This is a genomic window from Catellatospora sp. IY07-71 (assembly GCF_018326265.1).
Lineage (GTDB): Bacteria > Actinomycetota > Actinomycetes > Mycobacteriales > Micromonosporaceae > Catellatospora.
Map to the genome: position 1 here is coordinate 3265403 of NZ_AP023360.1, position 22151 is coordinate 3287553.

Annotated in this window: 27 protein-coding genes; 12 read left to right on the forward strand and 15 right to left on the reverse strand. The window is 74.2% G+C overall.

Annotated elements, in window-relative coordinates; genetic code table 11:
- Positions 1 to 23: 23 nt before the first annotated feature.
- Genes CS0771_RS14915 through CS0771_RS14925 form a run of 3 tightly spaced genes read right to left on the reverse strand, consistent with a single transcriptional unit; the run spans position 24 to position 2623 of the window.
- Positions 24 to 668 (reverse strand): DJ-1/PfpI family protein, encoded by a 645-nt coding sequence (locus CS0771_RS14915; RefSeq protein ID WP_212841524.1) that lies wholly within the window; start codon positions 666 to 668, stop codon positions 24 to 26.
- Positions 669 to 717: 49 nt separating this feature from the next.
- The gene (locus CS0771_RS14920) at positions 718 to 2085 is read right to left on the reverse strand and encodes a hypothetical protein (RefSeq protein WP_212841525.1); all 1368 of its coding nucleotides are present in this window, start codon (positions 2083 to 2085) and stop codon (positions 718 to 720) included.
- A gap of 43 nt (positions 2086 to 2128) precedes the next feature.
- Positions 2129 to 2623 carry a MarR family winged helix-turn-helix transcriptional regulator gene (locus CS0771_RS14925; protein WP_212841526.1) on the reverse strand — a complete coding sequence of 165 codons (495 nt, stop codon included), beginning with the start codon at positions 2621 to 2623 and terminating at the stop codon, positions 2129 to 2131.
- 45 nt (positions 2624 to 2668) lie between these two features.
- On the opposite strand from CS0771_RS14925, the gene pip reads away from it, so the two are divergent.
- Complete coding sequence (gene pip / locus CS0771_RS14930; protein ID WP_212841527.1) at positions 2669 to 3619, forward strand: prolyl aminopeptidase; 951 nt, start codon at positions 2669 to 2671, stop codon at positions 3617 to 3619.
- 96 nt (positions 3620 to 3715) lie between these two features.
- On the opposite strand, the gene CS0771_RS14935 is transcribed toward pip, so the two are convergent.
- Both CS0771_RS14935 and tnpB read right to left on the reverse strand, forming a co-directional pair.
- Entirely contained in the window at positions 3716 to 4882 is a 1167-nt protein-coding gene (locus CS0771_RS14935) for a BtrH N-terminal domain-containing protein (protein ID WP_212841528.1), read from the reverse strand.
- Positions 4883 to 5090: 208 nt separating this feature from the next.
- The gene (gene tnpB, locus CS0771_RS14940; protein WP_212841529.1) at positions 5091 to 6470 is read right to left on the reverse strand and encodes an IS607 family element RNA-guided endonuclease TnpB; all 1380 of its coding nucleotides are present in this window, start codon (positions 6468 to 6470) and stop codon (positions 5091 to 5093) included.
- A 196-nt stretch (positions 6471 to 6666) separates the two neighbouring features.
- On the opposite strand from tnpB, the gene CS0771_RS14945 reads away from it, so the two are divergent.
- Both CS0771_RS14945 and CS0771_RS14950 read left to right on the forward strand, forming a co-directional pair.
- Complete coding sequence (locus tag CS0771_RS14945; protein ID WP_203745311.1) at positions 6667 to 7251, forward strand: TetR/AcrR family transcriptional regulator; 585 nt, start codon at positions 6667 to 6669, stop codon at positions 7249 to 7251.
- The gene (locus tag CS0771_RS14950; RefSeq protein WP_212841530.1) at positions 7251 to 7715 is read left to right on the forward strand and encodes a GNAT family N-acetyltransferase; all 465 of its coding nucleotides are present in this window, start codon (positions 7251 to 7253) and stop codon (positions 7713 to 7715) included. The genes CS0771_RS14945 and CS0771_RS14950 overlap by 1 nt, the downstream gene beginning before the upstream one ends.
- A gap of 60 nt (positions 7716 to 7775) precedes the next feature.
- Here the strand turns inward: CS0771_RS14950 and CS0771_RS14955 are convergent, their stop codons facing one another.
- Positions 7776 to 8585 (reverse strand): hypothetical protein, encoded by an 810-nt coding sequence (locus CS0771_RS14955; protein ID WP_212841531.1) that lies wholly within the window; start codon positions 8583 to 8585, stop codon positions 7776 to 7778.
- A gap of 204 nt (positions 8586 to 8789) precedes the next feature.
- On the opposite strand from CS0771_RS14955, the gene CS0771_RS14960 reads away from it, so the two are divergent.
- The 3 genes from CS0771_RS14960 to CS0771_RS14970 are packed head-to-tail and all read left to right on the forward strand — an operon-like array spanning position 8790 to position 10937.
- Positions 8790 to 9386, forward strand: a complete 597-nt coding sequence (locus CS0771_RS14960) for a helix-turn-helix domain-containing protein (RefSeq protein ID WP_212841532.1) — start codon at positions 8790 to 8792, stop codon at positions 9384 to 9386.
- A gap of 1 nt (position 9387) precedes the next feature.
- Positions 9388 to 10128, forward strand: coding sequence for an SRPBCC domain-containing protein (locus CS0771_RS14965; RefSeq protein WP_212841533.1), 741 nt, complete (start codon positions 9388 to 9390; stop codon positions 10126 to 10128).
- A gap of 17 nt (positions 10129 to 10145) precedes the next feature.
- Positions 10146 to 10937: an alpha/beta fold hydrolase gene (locus tag CS0771_RS14970; RefSeq protein ID WP_212841534.1), complete on the forward strand. Its 792-nt coding sequence runs from the start codon at positions 10146 to 10148 to the stop codon at positions 10935 to 10937.
- Here the strand turns inward: CS0771_RS14970 and CS0771_RS14975 are convergent.
- The 4 genes from CS0771_RS14975 to CS0771_RS14990 form a co-directional block, all read right to left on the reverse strand.
- Positions 10934 to 11461, reverse strand: a complete 528-nt coding sequence (locus tag CS0771_RS14975; RefSeq protein WP_212841535.1) for a GNAT family N-acetyltransferase — start codon at positions 11459 to 11461, stop codon at positions 10934 to 10936. The two genes, CS0771_RS14970 and CS0771_RS14975, sit on opposite strands and share 4 nt — an antisense overlap.
- Positions 11462 to 11577: 116 nt before the next feature.
- Positions 11578 to 12702 carry an LCP family protein gene (locus CS0771_RS14980; protein ID WP_212841536.1) on the reverse strand — a complete coding sequence of 375 codons (1125 nt, stop codon included), beginning with the start codon at positions 12700 to 12702 and terminating at the stop codon, positions 11578 to 11580.
- Positions 12703 to 12777: 75 nt separating this feature from the next.
- Positions 12778 to 13404 (reverse strand): FMN-binding negative transcriptional regulator, encoded by a 627-nt coding sequence (locus tag CS0771_RS14985; RefSeq protein ID WP_212841537.1) that lies wholly within the window; start codon positions 13402 to 13404, stop codon positions 12778 to 12780.
- A gap of 2 nt (positions 13405 to 13406) precedes the next feature.
- A complete protein-coding gene (locus tag CS0771_RS14990) occupies positions 13407 to 14351 on the reverse strand; it encodes a DMT family transporter (protein WP_212841538.1) in 945 nt (314 codons plus the stop codon).
- Between CS0771_RS14990 and CS0771_RS14995 the strand changes: the two genes are divergently transcribed.
- Positions 14350 to 15756 (forward strand): PLP-dependent aminotransferase family protein, encoded by a 1407-nt coding sequence (locus CS0771_RS14995; protein ID WP_212841539.1) that lies wholly within the window; start codon positions 14350 to 14352, stop codon positions 15754 to 15756. The two genes, CS0771_RS14990 and CS0771_RS14995, sit on opposite strands and share 2 nt — an antisense overlap.
- A 62-nt stretch (positions 15757 to 15818) precedes the next feature.
- Here CS0771_RS14995 and CS0771_RS15000 read toward each other — a convergent pair whose 3' ends face one another.
- Positions 15819 to 16286, reverse strand: coding sequence for an aminoacyl-tRNA deacylase (locus tag CS0771_RS15000; protein WP_212841540.1), 468 nt, complete (start codon positions 16284 to 16286; stop codon positions 15819 to 15821).
- Positions 16287 to 16387: 101 nt separating this feature from the next.
- Between CS0771_RS15000 and CS0771_RS15005 the strand changes: the two genes are divergently transcribed.
- The gene (locus CS0771_RS15005) at positions 16388 to 16873 is read left to right on the forward strand and encodes a hypothetical protein (protein ID WP_212841541.1); all 486 of its coding nucleotides are present in this window, start codon (positions 16388 to 16390) and stop codon (positions 16871 to 16873) included.
- A gap of 152 nt (positions 16874 to 17025) precedes the next feature.
- Here the strand turns inward: CS0771_RS15005 and CS0771_RS15010 are convergent, their stop codons facing one another.
- Positions 17026 to 17931, reverse strand: coding sequence for a GlxA family transcriptional regulator (locus CS0771_RS15010; RefSeq protein ID WP_212841542.1), 906 nt, complete (start codon positions 17929 to 17931; stop codon positions 17026 to 17028).
- Positions 17928 to 18506, reverse strand: a complete 579-nt coding sequence (locus tag CS0771_RS15015; RefSeq protein ID WP_212841543.1) for an isochorismatase family protein — start codon at positions 18504 to 18506, stop codon at positions 17928 to 17930. Before CS0771_RS15015 ends, CS0771_RS15010 begins: the two co-directional genes overlap by 4 nt.
- A gap of 101 nt (positions 18507 to 18607) precedes the next feature.
- Here CS0771_RS15015 and CS0771_RS15020 point away from each other — a divergent pair, with 101 nt between their 5' ends.
- On the forward strand, positions 18608 to 19411 hold the full coding sequence (locus CS0771_RS15020; protein WP_212841544.1) for a GNAT family N-acetyltransferase: 804 nt from the start codon (positions 18608 to 18610) through the stop codon (positions 19409 to 19411).
- A gap of 35 nt (positions 19412 to 19446) precedes the next feature.
- On the opposite strand, the gene CS0771_RS15025 is transcribed toward CS0771_RS15020, so the two are convergent.
- Together CS0771_RS15025 and CS0771_RS15030 are read right to left on the reverse strand one after the other, a co-directional pair.
- Positions 19447 to 20130: an SDR family NAD(P)-dependent oxidoreductase gene (locus CS0771_RS15025; protein WP_212841545.1), complete on the reverse strand. Its 684-nt coding sequence runs from the start codon at positions 20128 to 20130 to the stop codon at positions 19447 to 19449.
- A gap of 73 nt (positions 20131 to 20203) precedes the next feature.
- A complete protein-coding gene (locus tag CS0771_RS15030; protein WP_212841546.1) occupies positions 20204 to 20665 on the reverse strand; it encodes a MarR family winged helix-turn-helix transcriptional regulator in 462 nt (153 codons plus the stop codon).
- Between the two features lie 78 nt (positions 20666 to 20743).
- Here CS0771_RS15030 and CS0771_RS15035 point away from each other — a divergent pair, with 78 nt between their 5' ends.
- From CS0771_RS15035 to CS0771_RS15045, 3 genes are all read left to right on the forward strand, one after another.
- Entirely contained in the window at positions 20744 to 21313 is a 570-nt protein-coding gene (locus CS0771_RS15035; RefSeq protein WP_212841547.1) for an NADPH-dependent FMN reductase, read from the forward strand.
- Between the two features lie 11 nt (positions 21314 to 21324).
- Complete coding sequence (locus CS0771_RS15040) at positions 21325 to 21744, forward strand: PPOX class F420-dependent oxidoreductase (protein WP_212841548.1); 420 nt, start codon at positions 21325 to 21327, stop codon at positions 21742 to 21744.
- 140 nt (positions 21745 to 21884) lie between these two features.
- Positions 21885 to 22130, forward strand: a complete 246-nt coding sequence (locus CS0771_RS15045) for a DUF2630 family protein (protein WP_212841549.1) — start codon at positions 21885 to 21887, stop codon at positions 22128 to 22130.
- Positions 22131 to 22151 lie beyond the last annotated feature (21 nt).

Genomic DNA, 22151 nt, shown 5'->3' on the forward strand with positions numbered 1-22151 from the left:
ATAAGAAGGTGCCCTTCCTTTCCTTAAGGGAGGGTTTCGGAGCGGAGGAGGTCCACGGCCAGCTGGATCGTGTCGGGGGAGGCGGTGCGCAGGGAGCCGCCGGGGAACGGCGGGCGCGGGTCGTATTCGAGGGCGAGCTGGACGGCGCGGGCCAGTTCCTCGCCCGCCAGGTGCGCGGCCAGGCGCAGGGCCATGTCGAGGCCGGCGGAGACGCCCGCGGCGGTGATGATCCGGCCGTGCTCGACGAAGCGCTCGGGCACGTAGGTCGCGCCGTAGTGCGGCAGGTAGTCCTTGGCGGCCCAGTGGGTGGTCGCGGTCTGGCCGGAAAGCAGTCCCGCCGCGCCGAGCATCAGCGCGCCGGTGCAGACCGAGGTGGTCCAGGTCGAGGTCGCGTGCGCGGTACGGGTCCAGTCGACGTACCGCGGGTCGGCGGCGGCCTCGAAGGCGCCGACCAGGCCGCCGGGGATCACGAGGACGTTGGGTTCGGGCAGGTCGGCCAGTGCGGTGTCGGCGTGCATGGTGAGCAGGCCGGTGTCGGCGACGACCGGGCCGGGCTCCTTGGCCACGAACGTGACGTGGGTGTCGGGCAGCCGGGCCAGCACGTCGTACGGGCCCACCGCGTCCAGCGCCGTGAACCCCGGGTAGAGCAGGATCGCCACGGTCGTCATGGGTCCACTATCGCCCGCCCGGCCCGGCGGCTGGGTGGGAACGGGCCGTTCAGCGCGCGTGGCGGCGGCGCGGGCGGCGGCGGCCGGAGTTGCGTACGCCGAGCAGCCAGAACCCGGCCCCGGCCACCAGCGCGACCATCGCGCCGCCGATGAGCACCCCGCTGACCTGCTGCGTCGTGCTGAGCAGGGACACCTCCGGCGCTTCGGCCGGGGGTGGAGCGGCGGCGACGGCGGGCGTGCTGACGGCCGCGGCCTCCGGTGTGGCGGAGAACGAGGCCAGCGGCGCGGCGCTGGGCAGGGGGCTCGCCGACGGGGTGACCGAGACCGAGGGGCTCGGCGAGGGCCTGCCGCCGAGCGGGGACACCTCGACCCGGGCGCTGCTCGCCGAGGCGGCGCGCACCGTGATGGTGAGCTTGTTCACCTGGTCGGTGAGCACGGTGCCGACGGGGACGAGCAGCGGGCTGCCCGACCGCGTCGGATTGATCATGTACGCGTTGCGGTAGTCGCGGGTGTTGCCGCTGACGGGCACGGCGTAGACGCGTACCCCCGGCTTGTCGACCGCGCTGTCCACCGCGCCGCGGGCGCGCAGCTCGACGAGGTAGTGCAGCGTGCGTGAGGCCTTGACCTCGACCGCGCGCAGGCCGCCGGCGGACGCGGGCGCGTGCAGCGGGGTCAGCGTGTACGTGCCCGACCCGGCGACGTCGCGGTGCCGGTCGGCGGCCAGCCAGCCGCTGTGCAGCAGCTCGGGCGAGGAGTAGCCGCGGCCCGCGCCGCCCGAGCCCATCGGGGAGTTGCCGCTGTAGCCGTTGGCCTTGCAGGAGGAGACGATGCTGCCGGGGCAGTCGCGTCTGGTCTCGTGCGGGTAGCCGTGGTTGTGGCCCACCTCGTGCACCACCGCGGCCAGCGACGGCCGGGGCGGGAACCAGGTCACCCGGCCCGGCACCTGGCCGAGCCCGGCCCAGCCGCACGCGCCGATGTCGAACAGGACCGCCACCGAGTCCCAGGCCACGCCCAGCCCGGCCAGGTGGTCCTGCGCGGTGACGCGGGCCTCCTCGCTGTAGCACTTCGACGTGTCACCGGCGCCCGCCGCCAGCGCGGCGTTCGGCGGGGCCAGGTAGACGCCGTCGCCCGCGGCGGTGAACCGCAGCTGCCCCTGGGTCACCGCGTCGGTCCACGAGGCCAGCGAGTTCGTGCCGCCCAGGAACAGGTCGCGCGCGTAGGCGGTGTCGGCGAGCTGGGTCTGCCGCTCCGCGGTCGACCCGTTCTGGATCATCACGACGGCCAGCCGCTTCGTGGCGGGCGCGGCGGCGGCCCGGACCTGGGCGGCCCGGTCCGGCGCCGGAGGCGGGACGGAGGCGGCGGCGGTGACCGGGATGAGGGTCGGCGTGATGAGCAGGACGGCGATGAGGAGTCGCATCAGGGGTGCTCGCCTTCAGGCGGGAGCGTCATCCCCCGGAATGCTAGCCGCCGGTCGTTTCCGGAACTGTCAGCCCGGCGTCAGCAATGCGCTCCCGGAACGGCCGGCGCCGCAGCGCCTCGGCGATCTCGGTGAGCAGATCGGACAGCGGCATGGACAGCTCGGCGTCCAGCCCGCGCATCGCCGCGGTGGTCGCGGCCCACTCCGCCTCGATGACCGGCAGCAGGTCGCGGGCCCGCCCGGTCAGGCTGACCACGCGCTGGCGGGCGTCGGCGCCGGGAGACAGGTCGACGAGCCCGGCACGGTGCATCTGCGCCACCGTCTGGCTGGCCGCGGAGTGGGTGACGCCGACCCGGCGGGCGAGGTCGCGGATGGGCATCGGGCCGTCCGCCAGCAGCGCCCGGACCACGGGGGAGTGGCGGGGGCGGTAGTCGGCCAGGCCCAGCTCGGCGTACACCTTGGCCACGTCGCCGTCGAGCAGCTCCAGCACGTGGCGCAGCAGCGTGCCGACCGCCTCGCGTTCGGGCAGGGGGTTCACGCTGATAATGTAACAGTGCTGTCATATTCCCCCGGAGGTGGTTCCGTGTACCCGCTGAGCGAGCCCTACGACACCGGCATGCTCGACGTCGGCGACGGCAACCTCGTGCACTGGGAGGTCTCCGGCAACCCGGCGGGCAAACCCGCCGTGGTCCTGCACGGCGGGCCGGGCTCCGGCGCGGGCGCGGGCTGGCGGCGCTACTTCGACCCGGCGGCATACCGGGTGGTGCTGTTCGACCAGCGCGGGTGCGGGCGCAGCACGCCCAGCGTGGGCGACCCGGCCACCGACCTGTCCGTCAACACGACGCCGCACCTCGTCGCCGACATCGAGCTGCTGCGCGAGCACCTCGGCATCGAGCGCTGGCTCGTGCTCGGCGCGTCCTGGGGCGCCTGCCTGGGGCAGGCGTACGCGCAGCGCCACCCGTCGTCCGTCTCCGAGATGGTGCTGTTCAGCGTCACCGCCGGGACCCGTGGCGAGATCGACTGGATCACGCGGCAGATGGGGCGGATCTTCCCGGCCGAGTGGGCCCGGTTCCGCGACGGGGTGCCCGCGGGGGAGCGGGACGGCAACCTCGCGGCGGCGTACGCGCGCCTGCTGGCCTCGCCCGATCCGGCCGTGCGGGACAAGGCTGCCCGCGACTGGTGCGACTGGGAGGACGTGCACGTCGGCACGGCGCCCGGCCACCGCCCCGACCCACGCTACGACGACCCCGAGTTCCGGATGGTGCTCGCGCGCGCGGTCACCCACTACTGGGGCAACGACTGTTTCCTGGAGGACGGCGAGCTGCTCGCCAACGCCGGGAAGCTGGCCGGGATCCCCGGCGTGCTGGTGCACGGCCGGCTCGATGTCAGCAGCCCCTGCGACACCGCCTGGCACCTGGCCCAGGCCTGGCCCGGCGCCGAACTGACCCTCATCGAGCAGGCCGGCCACGGCTCCGCCAACGGCATCGGCGACGTCGTCCTCGCCGCCCTCGACCGCTTCGCCACCCACCCCTGACCCCGCCACCGCCGGGCGGCAAGATCGCTCGACTTGCCTGGCACATGGGGGAAAGCGGGGCCAAGATACGCCCAGGTGCCAGGCAAGTCGGTGGATCTAGGCCGCCGGGGTGAGGAGGGCGGCGGCGGTGCGTTCGGTGGTGAGGGCGGCGTCGACCAGGTCGGCGGCCTCGTCGCACCAGGTGCGCAGGTCGGCGTCGGGAGCGGACGCGGCGTGTGCGGCGAGGGCGGACCAGGTGCGGCCGGAGTCGCGGAACAGTTCCGCGGCACGGCGTAGCGCGTCCGGGGCCGGTCCGGCATCCGTGCCCAGGCGGTCCGCATCTGGGGCCTGGGCTGGGGTGGGGCCGGTGGGCAGGGTGGCGGCTTCGTCGAGGAAGGCGGCGTAGAGGGGGCGGGTGGCGCCGGGGGCCGTGTACTCGCGCTCCAGGCATTCGGGCAGGCGGCGGGCCACCTGTTCGCGGGCGGCGGGGGAGGCGAAGCGCTGTGACCAGCCCTTGCGGGTGCGGGTGTCGCGCAGTTCGGCGGCGAGCCCGGCCATGCCGGAGAAGCCGAAGTTGACGTCGAAGCTGTTGCCCAGCACCGGCCCGGTGAGATGCCCGACCGTCACCGTGATCGCATCGCGCGCCGCCGCCCGCAGGTCCACCGTGGACGGGCCGCCCGTGACGGCCAGCAGCCGGTGGCGGCCCTGGCGGTGCGCCGTCCACGCCGCGGCGAACGAGGCGAGGTCCAGCTCGCGGACGCCGTACGGCGGGTCGAGCACGGTGAGCAGGTCGCCGGTGAGGGCGATGACGGCGACCGGGTACGGCTCGGCGGAGCTGAACTGGGGCGCGGACTGCCACGGCAGCCGGCTGCGGTCGACGGTGCACAGCGCGGGCCGGCCGTCGCCGAGCGCGGCGCGCAGCCGGTCCAGCGCCGCCTTCGCCGAGGTGCCGGTGGTCTGCGTGTACGCGACGCCGAGCCGCCCGAGCGCGGCGGGCGCCCACGGCTCGGGGTGGTGCTGGGCGACGATGGTGAGCAGCGGGTGCGGCACGGCGGCGTACTCGAAGACGGCGTACATGAAGCCGATCCCGCCGCCGAGGCCGCAGACGAGCGGCTCGGACAGGGGCTGCCCGGCGGCGGCGAGCAGGTGCCCGGTCAGCACGGAGTCGCGGTGCGAACCGGGGACGGGCGGGCCGGTCAGGTGGCGGGCGGCGGTGGAGTACGCCTCGCCGGTGCGGGCCATGCGTTCCCGGACGAGCTTCTTGAAGTTCCTGCGTGCGGTCATGACGGTGTCCTCCGCGACGGCCCTGCGCCCCGCCCACGCCGGTGACGCGTCCGTCGCTGCCGGAGGTGTCGCGGCTGCACGAGCGGTCACGCCCGTGATGAGACGGTCACCTTCGCCTCCGCGCCGCCGGTGCGCGTGGGGCGCCGGTCAGGAGGTATGGCGTACGGGCACACGCCGCGAGCAGCATACCGTTGCAATTGCGTGATCTCTAGCGAGCACTCGTGTTGCAGTCGGCCGTTGCCGGCCGACGGTCCCCGTCTGATCCACCAGGGTGGTGCGGGGTGGTCGTTTCACAGCCACCTGCCACCACGAGGGTGGTCTCACGGTCGACTCCACGATCGTTTTGCGTCTCCCGGCCACTCCGGGCGACGTACTGCTGCAGGTTGATCGCCGCGTTCAGATCACGGTCCAGGCACAGGCCGCAATGCTCGCAGGTGTAGGTCCGTACCCGCAGCGGCAGCTTGGGTTTCACTGCGCCGCAGGATGAACAGGTCTTCGAGGAGGCGAACCACCGGTCGGCGACCACGAGCCGCCCGCCGTTCCAGGTGGTCTTATATTCCAGGTGCCGGCGCAGGGTGGCCCAGCCGGCGTCGGCGATGTGCCGGGCCAGACGCCGATTGCGGATCATCCCGGCGACGTTGAGGTCCTCGACCACGATCGTGCCGTAGGTCGCGGCGAGGGTGGTGGTGAGTTTGTGCAGGCCGTCGGCGCGCAGGTTCGCCACCCGGGCGTGCGCGTGGGCCAGGCGGGCTTTGGCCTGCCGCCAGCGGGCCGATGGCCGCTGTCCGGTGCGCCGGTCCGGGCCCTGCCGCCGGGACAGGGTCCGGGCGGCGGCGCGCAGCCGCGCCTGTGCCTGGTTCAGGTGGCGGGGGTTGGGCACGATCTGCCCTGTCGACAGGGCCGCCAGGTTGGCGATGCCGAGGTCAACTCCGACGGTGGCCTGGGGGCGGGCGGGGGCACGGACGGTGCGGGTGACCTCGACGGTGAACGACACGTGCCAGCGCCCGCCGGTGTGCCGGACGGTGGCCGACATGATCCGGGCGGTGCCCGCGTGCAGGCGCCGGGCGAGTTTGCGGGTCGACTCGTGGGTGCGGATGCGGCCCAGCCTGGGCAGGGTCACATGGTGGCGGGTGTCCTCGACGCGGATCGTGCCGGTGGTGAACCGCACCGACGGCGTCACCCGCCGCCGGGACCGGAACCTCGGGAACCCCACCCTGGGCCCGCCACGGCGGCCCGACCGCGACGCCGACCAGTTGCCCAAGGCCCGCGCCAGACCATCCAGTCCGGTGTTGAACGCCTCCTTCGAACATTGCGGCCACCACGGCGCGACCTGAGGCTTGGCGGTGTTCCAGGCGCGGCGCAGGGCGGGCAGGGTCCAGCCCAAAGCCGGGGTGAGCTGCTCGCCGTCCAGGCCGTAGGTGCGCTCGGCGGCCCGCTGGCCGAGGTTGGCGCGCACCGCAGCTAGGGCCCAGTTGAACGCGAACCGGCCCGCACCGGCGTGCCGGTGCAGGTCACGGTCCTGCGCCGGGGCCGGGTCCAGGGCGAAACGGTACGCCTGCACCACCACCCCACCAGCCGCATCGGACACACGAGCAGGCTAGGCGACCCGTACGACAAGACCGTCATCGCGCGCAGATATCGACCGGGCCGTGCACGCCAGCGCACGCTGGAGCGCGCCAAAGCTCACTCAACCACCAGCAGTTGGATACCCCCTGGACGGCCGCACGCCGGAGCTGTTAACGTAACGTCTGTTACGTAACAGCTGTTACGGAAAGGGAGGGCGCGTGCCCAGGCTGGTGGACCATGACGAGCGGCGCGAGCAGCTGTCCGCCGCCGTGTGGCAGGTGGTCGGCGAGCACGGCCTGGACGGGCTGACGCTGCGCGCGGTCGCCGACGCGGCCGGCTGCACCACCGGGCGGGTCGCGCACTACTTCCGCGACAAGAACGCGCTGCTCCTGCACGCCAGGGCCGTCATGCACCGGCGCATGGCGGCGCGCATCGACGCGCTGCCCGATCCCGGCGACCCGAGGGCGCGGCTGCGGGCGGTGGCGCTGGAGGGGGTGCCGCTGGACGAGGAGCGGCGGCTCAACTCCACGATCTGGGCCACGTTCCTGATGGCGGCGCGCACCGACCCGGTGATGCTGGCCGAGCACACCGTCCGGCACGAGTCCTGGATCCGGCGGCTGACCGGGCTGCTGCGCGACGCGTACGCCGTACCCCCGCCTGATCTGGAGCTGAGGGCCCGCGGGCTGGTCGCCTTCCTGGAGGGGCTGGCGCTGTGCGGCGTGGCCACGCCCGCCCTCTACCCGCCGGACCTGCTGGTCGCGGCGGTCGACAACCAACTGGAACTGCTGCTGGGAGCACGGTGATGATGAGCACGGACACCACCACCATCGAGATCGCCGAGGTGGCGCCGGACGACCCGCGGCTGGCGCCGCTGATCGCCGCGCTGCGGGCGGAGCTGGACGCCCGCTACCCCGAGGAGATCGACTTCGAGCATCCGCAGGTCCGGCAGGCCGCCCGCTTCCTGCTGGTGCTCGCCGGCGGCGCGGCGATCGGCTGCTGCGCGGTGCAGCCGCTGGACGGCGGCGAGGCCGAGCTCAAGCGCATGTACGTCGACCCGGCCTGGCGCGGCCGCGGCATCGCCCGCCGCCTCATGCCCGAGGCCGAGAAGCTGGCCGCCCGCACCGGTGCGCGCCTGTTCAAGCTGGAGACCGGCGTCCGCCAGCCCGACGCGATCACCGTGTACGAGCGCGCGGGCTTCACCCGCATCCCCAACTACCCGCCCTACGACCGCTGGGACCTCTCCGTCTGCTACGCCAAACCCCTGTGACGAAAGGAAGGGCACCTTCTTATCGCTTTCCGATGTAGAAGGTGCCCTTCCTAACGCCGGTCAGGCGGGGCAGTGGGCGGCGGAGCGCTCCTGCTCCGGCAGGCCGATGTGGGCCGCGACGACCCGCTCCGGCACGCCGTCGGCGAGGCTGTCGGACAGGGCCCGCTCGCGTACGGCCAGCAGCCGTTCGGTGTTCGTCTCAAGGACCCCGTCCAGCAGCGCGAGCTGTGCCAGCAGGCCGCTGTCGGCATCGGACGGCGGGCTCGCCTCGGCCGCGGCCAGTGCCGCGCGGACCTCGTCGGGCGTCACCGCGCCCAGCTCGGCCACGTCCGGCAGCGGCCAGCCGTGGTGGTGCACCAGGATCGCCGCGAACAGGATGCGGGAGGCCTGGTTGGCGGCCCGGTAGCCGTCGACGAAGCGCAGCCGGTGCGCGGTCTGCGCCAGTCGCTCCTCGGGGTCGTCGGGCAGATCGCCGCCGATGCGCAGCGCGGGCAGCAGGCGCAGCGCCTTGTCGTACGCCAGGGACAGCAGCTCGCGCAGCTGCGTCGCGACCAGCTGGCGTTCGGCCAGGTCACGTTCCGTGCCGCCGTCCGGGGTGAGACCGGTCCAGGCCAGGATGGCCGCGGCGCGGGGCGCGCAGGAGCGGTGGCCGCAGATGACCTCGGCGACGTCGGCCGCGGTCCAGCGCTCGCGGGCGACCAGGGACAGGGCCGCCTGGTCACGGGCGAGCAGAGCGCGGCGGTACTGGTGGCGCAGTTCCATGGTGAGGGTGCACGCGTCGAGCGCGCCGCGGTCGACATCCTGACGCTCCAGCCGCGCGATCTGCCGGGCGAGTTCAGGCACGCTGATATCGGCGATCGGGTTCGTCATGCCTCGACGCTAACGCCGGGCGGGTGGGGGTTCGCCTGATTCCTGCTCCGCTGTGGGATTTCTGACCTTCGCCGGGGGCGAGGGTTCCGGGGCTGGCGCGTTCGTCCGTTTCCGCGCTCCGGCCGCGCCACGCCGCCGTGTCGGGTGGTGCCGGACCGCAGGCCGGGGCTTGACAAAAAAATTTGTCGGTGGCAGGGTGTGGGCATGTTCGATGTTGCGGTGATCGACGATCCGGCCGCGGCCGAGGCGTCGCTGGACCCGATCCGGGCCCGGCTGCTGGCCGCCCTGGTGGAGCCCGGCTCGGCCACCACCCTGGCCGCGCGGATCGGCCAGCCCCGGCAGAAGGTCAACTACCACCTGCGCGAGCTGGAGCGGCACGGGCTGGTCGAGCTGGTGGAGGAGCGCCGCAAGGGCAACGTCACCGAGCGCGTGCTCCAGGCCACCGCCGCGTCCTACGTGATCTCCCCGATCGCGCTGTCCGCGGTGCAGCCCGACCCGGACCGCGCCCCCGACCGGCTGTCCGCCCGCTGGCTGCTGGCCCTGGCCGCCCGCCTGGTCCGCGACGTGGGCGAGCTGCTCACCGGCGCGGCGCGGGCGAAGAAGCGGCTGGCCACGTTCGCGATGGACGGCACGGTCCGGTTCGCGAGCCCGGCCGACCGGGCCGCGTTCGCCGAGGAGCTGGCGTCGGCCGTCGCGGGCCTGGTGAGCAAGTATCACGACGAGCAGGCCGAGGGCGGGCGCGAGCACCGGGTGATCGTCGCCGTGCACCCCAGCGTGACCCGCCAGGCGGAGGAGGACTGAGATGGGCAAAAACTTCGAGGTCCGGCACGAGCTGCCGGTCGAGGCCACGCCGGAGGAGATCTGGGCGGCGATCGCGACCGGCCCCGGCATCGACTCCTGGTTCATGGGCCGCAACGAGGTGGCGCCCGGACGGCAGGGTGCGGTCAGCACCGTCTTCGGGGGGTATGCCCCGACGCTGCCGATCACGGCGTGGGAGCCCGGACGGCGGCTGGCCTACGCCGAGCCGCCCGACGCCGAGGGCCGGTTCGTGGCCTACGAGTTCCTCATCGAGGCACGGGCCGGCGGCAGCGCCGTGCTGCGTACCGTGACCAGTGGTTTCCTGCCCGGCGACGACTGGGCCGACGAGTTCGAGGCGATGGGCCTGGGACTGGCCCTGTTCTACGGCACCCTCGGCGAGTATCTGACCTGGTTCCGGGGCCGCACGGCCCGGCCGGTCACGGTGTTCGGCCCGGCGGTGGCCGACTGGCCGCGGGCCTGGGCGGCGCTGCACGGCGCGCTCGGCCTGGCGCACGGGCCCCGGCCCGGCGACCCGGTCGCGCTGACCGTGGACGGCGCGGCGCTCACCGGCACGGTCTACCACGTCAGCGCCCACGCGCTCGGCGTGCGCACCCCGGACGCGCTGCTGCGCTTCGTGCGCGGCTTCCAGGGCTCGATGCTCGCCATGCACCACCTGTTCACCCCCACCGAGCCTGATCCCGATGCGGCGTGGCGGTCCTGGCTGGACCGGACGTTCGCGGCATGACTTCGAAGGAGCACCCCATGAGCAGCGTCATCTCCGCGGACGGCACCGCGATCGCGTACACGAGGACCGGGCAGGGCCCGGCGGTGGTCCTGGTCGACGGGGCGATGTGCTTCCGGCGGATGGGCCCGGCCGGGCCGCTGGCCAGGCAGCTCGCCGACCGGTTCACCGTGTACACCTACGACCGGCGTGGCCGGGGCGAGTCCGGCGACACCGCGCCCTACAGCGTCGAGCGCGAGGTCGAGGACCTGGACGCGCTGATCAAGGAGGCGGGCGGGGACGTCTACCTCTACGGCATCTCGTCCGGGGCGGTGCTGGCCTGCGACGCGGCCGCGCGGCTGGGCGGCATCCGCAGGCTGGCCGTGTACGAGCCGCCGTTCATCGTCGACGGCACGCACGAGCCGCGCCCGGACGACTACCTGGACAGGATGGATGCGATGATCGCGCAGGGGCGGCGCGGCGACGCGGTCGCCACGTTCATGCGCACCGTCGGCATGCCCGGGTTCCTGGTCGCGCTGTTCCGGCTGATGCCGAACTGGCCGAAGCTGAAGCGGGTCGCGCACACGCTGCCGTACGACTTCCGGGTGCTCGGCGACACCGGCGCGGGACGGCCGCTGAACGCCGAGCGCTGGGCCGGGGCGCAGCTGCCCGCCCTGGTCATGGACGGCGGCAAGAGCCCCGAATACATGCGCAACGCCGCGAAGGCGCTGGCCGGGGCGCTGCCGCAGGCCGACTACCGCACACTGCCGGGGCAGACGCACCTGCTCAAGCCGGAGGCCGTCGCGCCGGTGCTCAAGGAGTGGTTCGCCTAGAGCTTCTTGACCAGCAGCTCGAATTCGAGATCGGCGCGCCGGGGCAGGCCGAAGCGCTCGTCGCCGTACGGGAACGGGCTGGTCTGCCCGGTGCGGACGTAACCGCGCCGCTCGTACCAGGCGATCAGCTCCGCGCGGACCGTGATCACGGTCATGTGCAGCTGCGGCACGCCCCACTCGTCGCGGGCGTATCGCTCGGCCTCGGCGAGCACGGCCTTGCCGAGGCCGCCGCCCTGCCGCTCGGGGCGCACGGCGAACATGCCGAAGTAGGCGTGGTCGTCGTGGCGCTCCAGGTGGCAGCAGGCCAGCAGGTCGCCGTCGCGCTCGGTCAGCAGGATGACGCTGTCCGGGGCGGCGACGTGCGCGGCGACCGCCTCGTGGTCGGTGCGCCGGCCGTCGAGCAGGTCGGCCTCGGTGGTCCAGCCGGCCCGGCTGCTGTCGCCGCGATACGCCGACTCGACCAGCGCGACGATCGCCGCCACGTCGCCCGGCCCCGCCGCCCGCACCGCCACCTGCTGCGCCATGCTCCCGCCCTCCACGCGTACCGGCCCGACCGGCGCCAGGCTACGCCGCCGCTCCGCGGAGGTTAGGAAGGGCACCTTCTACTACGGAAAACGATAAGAAGGTGCCCTTCCTTTGCCTAGCGGGTGTTGACGAGTTTGGGGTGGGACTTGACCCAGGCGGCGAGCTTGTCGGCGCGCAGGGCGGTGAAATAGGACTTCTGTACGGCGTCGAGGCGTTCGCCCTGGTAGCCGCCGCCGGTGAAGACGCCGCCGCCGGGCAGGCCGACCAGGGTCAGGTTGGCGGGGCGGATGTTGCGCAGGGCGTAGACGAACTCCGTGGGTCTGCGGCCGCGGCCGTCGAAGGTCAGCGTGGCGCCCAGCGCGGCCACGATGTCGTCGAACTTCGCCGGGTCGGTGAGCACGTCCCCGCTCAGCGCCTTGGTGAGCATGGCCTTCATCAGCTGCCGGTGGTGGCGCTGGCGGGTGTACTCGCCGCCGGTGGTGTAGCGCTGGCGCGCGTAGTCCAGCGCCTGCCAGCCGGTCATGTGCCGGGTGCCCACGTGGTAGGTCATGCGCGGCCCGGAGTAGCCGTGCTCGCAGCCGCGGCAGACGGCGCGGTGCACGCCGTCCGGGCGGCGGTGGAGGGAGACCACCTTCTGGTCGACGTACAGGTCCACACCGCCGAGCGCGTCGATCAGCTTGGTGTAGCCGCGGAACGTGATGACCGCGCCGGCGTCGAAGCGCTTGATGCCGGTGTAGCCGCTGACCGCCTTGGCCATGAGCTGGAAGCCCTGCGCGATGTTCCACGTGCCGCTCTTGCCCGGCACCCGCCCGCCGAAGGTCATGGCGTGGGTCAGCTTGCTGCGGCCGCCGCCGTAGCGGGACGGCTTGAACGCCGGGATGTCCACCAGCAGGTCGCGGGGCAGCGAGGTGAGGTACGCGTTGCTGAGGGTCTTGTCGACGTGCAGGATCATCACCACGTCGCCGTGCGGCGGCGAGCCCTTCTGCGCCTCGCGGGTGTCGATGCCGACGATGAGGAAGTTCAGCGGGCCGGTGATGTCCGCCCCGGCCGGGGGCGTCGGGCTCGGGCTGGGGCTCGGCGACGCCGACGGCTCCGGGGAGTCGCTCGGGCCGAACAGGTCGACCTGGGGGATGGCTTCGTCCACCCGCGTCTGGGCGACCCGCACGGCGGCGTACGCACCGCCGCCGATCAGGGCCAGCACCACGCCGAGCAGGATGAACAGCCGAGCAGAGCGCGTCATGGGGGGCTCCGGGGGTATGGCGCCGTCGGGGCCTCGAATGCTAGCCGCTGCGGCGCCGCCGCGGCAGTCCGGTGATCAGCGCACGGGACGGGCCTGCTCGACCGCGTCGGCGGTGCGATGGTCGTTCTCGGCGCGCAGGCCCGAGACGACGCCGTCCACATCGGCCGGTGGGCGGTTCTGGCTGAGCTTCCACTTCGCCTCGACGCGGCTGATGCGCAGCTCGACACCGACGATGGCGCGCAGCTGCCCGGCGACGTACCCGGCGGGCGCGTCGTCGACCGACCACGGGTGCGCCCGGCCCTGCTCGTGCCGGTCGGTCAGGCGGCGCACGAGGTCGCCGGTCCAGGCCGGGTCGTCGTGTACGACCAGCTCGCCGTACGCGTGCACCACGGCGTAGTTCCAGGTCGGCACGACGCGGCCGTGCTCGGCCTTCGACGCGTACCAGGTGGGGGAGACGTAGGCGTCCGGGCCGCGCACGATGACCAGCGCCTCGCCGAGCACCGGGCGGCGCCACTGGTCGTTGTTGCGGGCCAGGTGGCCCAGCAGCGCGCCGTGCGGCCCGGCGGCCGGGTCGAACAGCAGCGGCAGCGTCGTCGCGACCAGGCCCTCGGCGGTCGCGGTGACCAGGTCCGCCGCGCCGTGCCCGGCCAGCAGCTCGCGTACGGCGGACTCGTCGGCGGTGAAGTGGGCGGGTGTGTACATCGTCAGGCCTTCCTGGCGGCAGGGGTCAGGGCGGGGCGGCGGGTGCGCTGGATCGCCGCCACGCAGGCGAGCACCACCAGCGCGGCGCCGATCGAGGCGGGGGTGACCGCCTCGCCGAGCAGCAGTGCCGACCATGCCATCGTCAGCACCGGCTGCGCGAGCTGGATCTGGCCCACCCGGGCGATGCCGCCCCGGGCCAGGCCCGCGTACCAGGCGAAGAAGCCCAGGAACATGGAGACCGCGGTGAGGTAGCCGAACGAGGCCCAGGCTGCCGCGCCCGCATGCGGTGGGTGCGCGGCGGCGGACAGCAGCGTCACCGGCACCGTGACCGGCAGCGACAGCAGCAGCGCCCAGCAGATGGTGCGCGCGCCGCCCAGCTCGCGGGCCAGCGCGCCGCCCTCGGCGTAGCCGAGCCCGCACAGCACCACGGCGGCGACCAGGTACAGGTCGGCGACCGTGAGAGCGCCCCGCACCGCGCCGCCCGCGACCAGGAACGCGAGCACGGCCAGCAGCCCGGCCGCGGCGGCGGCCCAGAACAGCGGCGACGGGCGCTCCCCGGCGCGCAGCACCGCGAACACGGCGGTCATCGCGGGCAGCAGGGCGACCACGACGGCGCCGTGCGCGGCGGTCTGTGTGGTCAGCGCGAGCGAGCTGAACAGCGGGAATCCGATCACGACCCCGGCGGCGACCACGGCCAGCCGCCGCCACTGCGCGCGGGTGGGGCGCGGCGCGCCGGTCCAGCGCAGGTACGCCCAGGCCAGCAGGGCGGCGCCGACGGCGCGGCCGAACGCGATGAACCACGGATCGAGCTGCTGCACGGCGACGCGGGTGGCCGGTAGCGACATGCTGAACGCGAGCACGCCCAGCGCGCCGAGGACCAGGCCGCCGACGGGGTCGGCCGATGCCGTTACCGGATCCGGAGCAGTAGCGTTACTCTTGTCTCTCATGAACAACGGTAACGCAGCGGATCGCGTTATCCAAGATCTGCGCGGGCTGGCGCTGGCGGCCGCACCGGGCACGCGGCTGCCGTCGGTGCGCGAGCTGACCGCCCGGCACCGGGCCTCCCCGGTCACCGTGGCCGAGGCGATCCGGCAGCTCGCGGTCGAGGGCGTGCTCGAAGCACGGCCCGGCAAGGGCACCTTCGCCGCCGCGCCCGCCCCCGGCGAGCGCCGCGCCCCGGACCTGTCCTGGCAGACGGTCGCCCTCGGCGCGGCGCTGCCCGGCGAGCAGGAGCTGCAGGCGTTACTGGCGACACCGCCCGCCGGGGCGATCGCGCTGTCCGGGGGATACCTAGACGCGGACCTGCAGCCGGCCGCCGCGCTCGGCGCCGCGCTCACCCGCGCCGCCCGCCAGCCCGCCGCCTGGCAGCGCGGCCCCGTCGAGGGGCGGGCCGACCTGCGCGACTGGTTCGCCCGCGAGGCCGGGGGCGGGCTGCGCGCCGACGACATGGTGATCTGCCCCGGCGGGCAGGCCGCGCTGTCCACCGCGCTGCGCGCCCTGGCCGCGCCGGGCGACACGCTGCTCGTGGAGTCGCCGACCTACCTCGGCGCGCTGGCGGCGGCGCGGGCGGCCGGGCTGCGGGTGGCGCCGGTGCCCGCCGACGCCGACGGCGTACGCCCGGACCAACTCGCCGCGGCGTTCGCCCGCACCGGCGCGCGGCTGTTCTACTGCCAGCCGCTGTACGCCAACCCGCACGGCGCGACCCTCGCCGCGTCCCGCCGCGCCGAGGTGACCGATGCGGTGCGCGCCGCCGGGGCGTTCCTGATCGAGGACGACTACGCCCGCGACCTGACCATCGACGGCGAGCCGCCCGCGCCGCTGGCCGCCGACGACCCCGACGGGCACGTCGTCTACCTGCGTTCGCTCACCAAGTCGACCGCGCCCGGCATGCGGGTGGCCGCGATCGGCGCGCGCGGCCCCGCCGGGGCGCGGCTGCGCGCCGCCCGGCTGCTCGACGACTTCTTCGTGTCCGGCCCGCTGCAGCAGGCGGCCCTGGAGTTCGTCACCTCCCCGGCCTGGACCCGCCACCGCCGCGCCCTGCGCACCGCCCTGCGCGACCGCCGCGAGGCCCTGCTGACGGCCCTGTCCCGCCACCTGCCCGACCTGGTCCCGGCCCGGCTCCCGCGCGGTGGCCTGCACCTCTGGGCACCCCTGCCCGACGGCACCGACGACACCGCCCTGGCCGCCGCGGCCGCCGCGAACGGCGTCGTCGTCTTCCCCGGCCGCCCCTGGTACGCCGCCGAACCCCCGGCCCCCCACCTGCGCCTCACCTACGCCGCCACCCCACCCGCCCGCATCCCCGAAGCCGTCACCCGCCTAGCCCAGGCGATGAAAGGAAGGGCACCTTCTTAACGGTTTCCGTAGAGGAAGGGCACCTTCTTAACCTTCTTGCCGGCCGCCCGCCGCCTGCGGGGTCAGGGGACCGGTTCGGGGTCGGTGACGTCGGACCAGGTGCCGGCCAGGCCGGATACGGAGGCGTCGGCGTCGACCGCGACGGCGGTGCCGTGCTCGCCCGCGCCGAGGGTGATCTCGCGGCCGCGCAGCCGCTCGTCGGCGATCACCGGCCACGGCCTGCGCGAGCCGTACGGCGTGATCGTGCCGCGCTCGTACCCGGTGGCCTCCTTCGCCTCGGCCGCGTCCGGCATGGACAGCCGCGAGACGCCGAGCAGCGCCCGCAGCTTCGGCCAGGAGATGACACGGCCGCCGGGGACCAGCACGAACAGGTAGTCGTCGGGGCCGCGCCGCACCACGATCGTCTTCACGACGTCGGGGACCTCCACCCCGCGCGCCGCGGCGGCCTCGGCGAGGCTGCGCACCGGCCCGTGCCGGATCACGCGATGGTCGAGGCCTGCGGCGGTGAGCGCGTCGAGGGCGGCGGTCATGATCGCACCTTAGCTCGCTGCGGCGCGGTGCCGGAGGGCTCGATGTCGGCTAGGCGTCGGGCGCATGTGCCCCGGCGGCCGCAGGCCCTACCTTGCGTGGCATGAGACTCAGGCTCGCGTTCGCCGCCGTACTGGCGGCACTGGCATCCGTGCTCGTCGCCCCGGCCGCCGCGCACGCCGCGCCGGACCCCCTGGCCTGCTCCGCGATCGGCAGCTACAGCCGGGTGGGCAGCGGCGACACGTTCTGGCTGATCGGCTCCGCCGACGGCTACCGCTACTGGCAGGTCGCCGACGCCGTCAGCAACCACTACCGCCGCAGCTACGTCGTCAGGTGCGACGGCGCCACCATCGTCTCCGCCGCGGATCTGACGGTGACCAGCACCAGCGGCGCCCGCTGCGGGACCGCCTCGGACAGCACCTACCAGTACGCCGGCACCCGGATGGCGCTCGCGCCGCTGGAGTCGTTCCCCGGGTGGGTCATCGAGACCGACTACCGCTACTGGCGGGTCAACCGCTGGGTGAGCTTCGGCTGGTACGGCTTCTGGATGTACGACCACTCCGAGCTCGCCGCCTGCCTGGCCCCTTGACCGGCGACGGGCGGCGCCGCCCATCGTGGCGGCGCGGCCCGGTGTCCTCGGCCGGCCCGGTCGCCGAGCTTTCGATCACGGTGCCAGGGTCGGGACACGCCGTCGAGCACGTACCTAAGTTCATGATCAACCCAGGGGGTGCGGTGGGTCGGTCAGGTGGGGGAGCGGAGGCGGCGGAGCATGCGGGCGTCCTCGAAGCCGACGGCGCGGGCGGCGGCCTCGACGGTGCTGCCGTGGCCGATCAGGTGCTCGGCGCGTTCGCGGCGCAGTTCCTGCTGGTAGCGCAGCGGGGTGAGGGCGGTGGCGGCGGTGAACAGGCGGGTCAGGGTGCGAGGGCTGACGCCGGCGGACGCGGCGAGCGCGGGAAGCGGCAGGCGTTCGGTGTAGCGGGTGTCGATCTCGTCCTGGACGCGGTGGACCACGTCGGACAGGTGGGCGCGGTGCCGGAGCATGGCGCTGGCCTGCTGCTCGTCGCCGTTGCGGCGGGCGTAGACCACCATCGCGCGGGCCGTGCGCGCCGCGGCGGCGGGGCCGTGGCGTACGGCGACCAGGTGCAGCGCCAGGTCGATGCCGCTGGCGATGCCGGCCGAGGTCACCACCCGGTCGTCGACGGTGTAGAGCACGTCGCGGACCACCCGGGCGGCCGGATAGCGCGCGGCCAGCTCGTCCTGCAGGTCGTGGTGGGTGGTGCAGCGGCGCCCGGCCAGCAGCCCGGCCCGGCCCAGCGCGTCCGCGCCCGCGCACACGCTGGCCACCGTGCCGCCCGCCGCGTGGAACGCGGCCAGCCGGTGCAGCGTGGGCGCGGTCAGGTGCCCGTTGGCGCGCAGCCGCGGCGAGCGCCAGCCCGGCACCACGACCAGGTCGTCGGGGCCCAGCTCGGGCCAGTCCGTACGCGCGCGCAGCGGCAGGCCCTGCGCGGTGGGCACGTCCTCCTGCTCGGCCACGTAGTGCAGCCGGTAGCCGTGGCCGTGGTCGGCGGCGGTGGAGAACACCTGCGCGGGCCCGGCCAGGTCCAGCAGGTGCAGCTGCGGGACGAGCAGGAAGACGACCTCGGTCATGCCAGCTCGGCCACCGTGCGGATGGTCGCGAACCGGCCGGCCAGGGCGTACTCGGTGCGCGCGGTCACGTCGGCCGCGGACAGCGTGCGCGGGTCGGCCAGCAGTTCCTCGACGGTGGCGTCGGCGGGCAGGTCCCGGTGCGGGATCGGGAACGTGGCGCAGGCGTCGACCACGAAGGTCACGTCGTAGCCGAGGTCGCTGCCGACCCGGGTGGTGGTCTCCACGCACTGCTCGGTGCGGATGCCGCACACGGTCAGCGACCGCACGCCCGCCGCGGTGAGCAGCTGCTGGAGGTTGGTCGTGGTGAACGCGTTGTGCGAGGTCTTGGTCAGCACCGGCTCGCCGTCGGCGGCGGCCAGGCCGTCGAGGAGCCGGACGTGGCCCAGGTCGGGGTCGAAGACGGTCTTGCTGCCGTACTCGGCGTGCAGCACCCATACCACCAGATCGCCCTTGGCCCGGGCGGACCGCACCAGCCGGTCGACCCGGGCGGCGATGTCCGGGTTGTCGGCCAGCCGCCACAGCGGCCGCTGCCGGAACGATTCCTGTACGTCGACGACGATGAGAGCGTTTCGCATGACGTCGATCCTCACCCCGCTCCCGCCCTGGCAGAAGGCACCATCATGCCTCGGGCCGGAACGATCCGGTCAGCGGCCGCGGGTCGGTTACGCTGCCCGGCGTGTACACCGTGCGGCAGGCCGCCCCGGACGACCTGGCCGGGGTACGCGCCGTCGCGCGGCGGTTCGGCAACCTCGCGATGTGGCCGCGCCGCCCCGACTACCTCGACCGGGAGCTGGCCAACGGGCGGCTGCTGGCGGGGTTCGCGGGGACGGAGCCGGTCGGCTTCGGCGCGACGTTCCTGCGCGGCGGGCTGACCCACCTGGCCGACCTGTTCGTGCTGCCCGAGCACCAGTCCTCGGGCCTGGGCCGGGCGCTGCTGGCCCGCCTGCTGCCGGTCGCCGCGCCACGGGTCACCTTCGCCTCGTCCGATCCGCGGGCCGTGGCGCTCTACGTCCGGCAGGGCATGCGCCCGGTCTGCCCGCTGCTCTACCTGCGCGGCCCGCTGACCGCGCTGCCGGGCCGCCCGCCGGCCGCCGAGGCGACCCCGGCCGAGATCGCGGACCTGGACGCCGACGCCTCCGGCGGCCGCCGCGACGCCGACCTGGCCTGGTACGCCGCCCTGCCCGGGGTGAGCGTGTGCCAGACCGGCGACGGGTACGCGGTTGTGCGCTCGCTGGGCGACCGGGTGCTGGTCGGCCCGGCCGGCGGCCGCACCACGCGGGCCTGCGCGGACGCCGTGCTCGGTGCGCTCGCCCGGCACCGCGCGGCGGGCACGGCGGCGCTGGCCCTGCTCGGCCCGAACCCGCTGCTGCCGCTGCTGCTGGAGGCCGGTTTCACCATCGCCGACCTGGACGTGTTCCTGTCCAGCGGCGGCGACCCGATCGCCTTGGACCGCTACCTGCCCCACCCGGACCTGGGCTAGTGCGGCGGCGACACCGCGCCGCCCGGGACGGGCCCTCAGACGAGCAGCTGCGAGTCGCGCACGGCCTGCGAGGCGTCCGAGCAGAGGAACGCGACGGTCGTGGCGATGTCCTCCGGCGCGGTCCAGCCGCTGCGGTCGGCGTCCGGCATCGACGCGCGGTTGGCAGGGGTGTCGATGACGCCCGGCAGGATCGTGTTCACCCGCACGCCGTCCTTGGCGTACTCGGCGTGCAGGGCGCCGGCCAGGCCCAGCACCGCGGTCTTCGCGGTGAGGTAGCCCGCCGCGCCGCGGAACGGCTTGCGCACGGCCTGGCTGGACACCAGCACCACGCTGCCGCCGCCCGCGGCGACCAGGTGCGGCAGCGTCGCCTGGCACACCAGGTACGCCGGGCGCAGGTTCAGCCGCAGCTGCGCCTCGAACTCCTCGACCGGGGTCTCGTGCACCCGCCCGCCCATCGCGAACCCGCCGACCAGGTTCACCACGGCCCGCAGCGGCCGGTCCGGGTCCGCCGCGGCCCGCGCCGCCACCGCGCCGACCGCGGCCGGGTCGGTGAGATCCGCCTGCACCAGGTCCAGCTCCGAGACCCCGGAGGGCACCCGGGTCAGCTCGTCCTCGGAGTGCCACGGCACGACCACCCGCCGGCCCTCGTCGAGCAGCCGCCTGGTCACCGCCGCCCCCAGCCCGCCCGTGCCTCCCGTGACCAGCACCGTCCCGCTCATACCCGTCCTCTCCACCGCCCTCCGGAAAGGATGGGCACCCTCTTAACGCTATCCGTATAGGAAGGGCACCTTCTCAACCCTCTCGGCTCAGGTGGGCGACGATGCGGTGGGACAGCGCGTCGAGCGCGGCGAGCTCCTCATCGGTCAGCAGATCGATCATGTTCCGGCGCACCGACTCGACGTGGTGCGGCGCGGCCTCCTCGATGGCGCGCAGCCCCGCCTCGGTCAGCACGATCATCGAGCCTCGGGCGTCGCCGGGGCACTCCTCCCGGCCGACCAGGCCGCGCTGCTGCATACGGGTGAGGTGGTGGGACAGCCGGCTCTTGGACCACAGCATGGTCGCCGCGAGCTCGGTCAGGCGCAGCCGGTGCGGCGAGACCTCCGACAGGTTGGACAGCACGTCGTAGTCGGCGTCGGACAGGCCGCTGTCGGCGGCCAGGTCGCGGGTGATCTGCAGGTCGAGCAGGGCGCGCATGCGCCGGTAGCCGCGCCAGGCGCGGGCCTGCCGCTCGTCGAGCCAGCGGGGTTCGGTCACGCGGTTCAGCATACCGGCTTGTTGACATGTCACCAACCGACTCGCTATGTTGGTGACATGTCAACAAAGGAGTTCGGGATGCCACGCCTCAACGTCATCGTCGCCTCGACCCGGCCCGGCCGGATCGGTCACGTCATCGGCGACTGGTTCGCCGCCACCGCCACCGCGCACGGCGCCTTCGACGTGCGCGTGGCCGACCTCGCCGAGCTGAACCTGCCGTTCCACGACGAGCCCGGCCAGCCGGTCGACGGCGGCCCGTACGCCCACGAGCACACCCGGCGCTGGAGCGAGACCACCGCGGACGCCGACGCCTTCGTTTTCGTCATGCCGGAGTACAACCGCGGCTACAGCGCGCCGCTGAAGAACGCGCTCGACTACCTCTACCGCGAGTGGCACCACAAGCCGGCCGGCTTCGTCGGCTACGGCATGTCCTCGGCGGGGATGCGCGCGGTCGAGCAGCTCAAACCCGTGGTCGCGGCGCTGCGCATGGTGCCCGTCGCCGAGGCGGTCAACATCCACCTGCGCCAGGCCGTGGACGCCGACGGCGTGCTCACCCCGACCGTCGCCATGGCGCACGCCGCCCGGGGCATGCTGGACGAGTTGCAACTGCTGACCGGCGTGCTGTCCGCCGCGCGGGTAGCGGCGTGAGGGGAGCTGACATGGGTGAGCAGGACGGGCTTTGGCGGGTCATCGGGCGCACCGGCCGCGGGGTGCTGGCCACGATCAAGCGGGACGGGCGGCCGCAACTGTCCAACGTCGACTACCTGGTCACGGACGGGGTGATCCGGTTCTCCAGCACGGACGGGCGGGCGAAGGTGCGTAACCTGCGCCGTGACCCCCGGGCGAGCTTCTACGTGACCGTGCCGGGCGGTGGGGCGTACGCGGTGGCCGAGGGGGTCGCCGAGCTGTCCGCGGTCGCCGCCGACCCACACGACGAGGCGGTCGCGGAGCTGGTCGAGGTGTATCGGGAGATCCGCGGCGAGCACCCGGACTGGGCCGAGTATCGCGCCGCGATGGTCGCCGACTCCCGCCTCGTGGTCCGCATCCACGTCGAACGCCTCTACGGCTGGCTCGGCTGACCCTGCCCCGCCCCGTCCCGCCCCGCTCTCCATCGAAAAGCGGCGCCGTGCCCGGAGCCGGCCGCCCGCTCCGGACGGCCCCGGGTGCTCCGTCCGGTGATCCGCGCGCGAAGGGCCGGGCGGCGTGGAACGCTGGAGACATGGACGAGAAGCAGATCTTCGACCGGATCGACGTGCTGGTCGCCGAGGAGCACCAGCTGCGTACGAAGCGCCTGCAGGGCGCCATCGACCCGGAGACCGAGTCGGCGCGGCTGCGCGACCTGGAGGAGACGCTCGACCAGTGCTGGGACCTGCTGCGCCGGCGCCGGGCGCTGCGCGACGCGGGCGAGAACCCCGACGACGCCAAGGCGGCCGACGTCGCCCAGGTAGAGGGCTACCTCCAGTGAGACGTTAAGAAGGGCACCTTC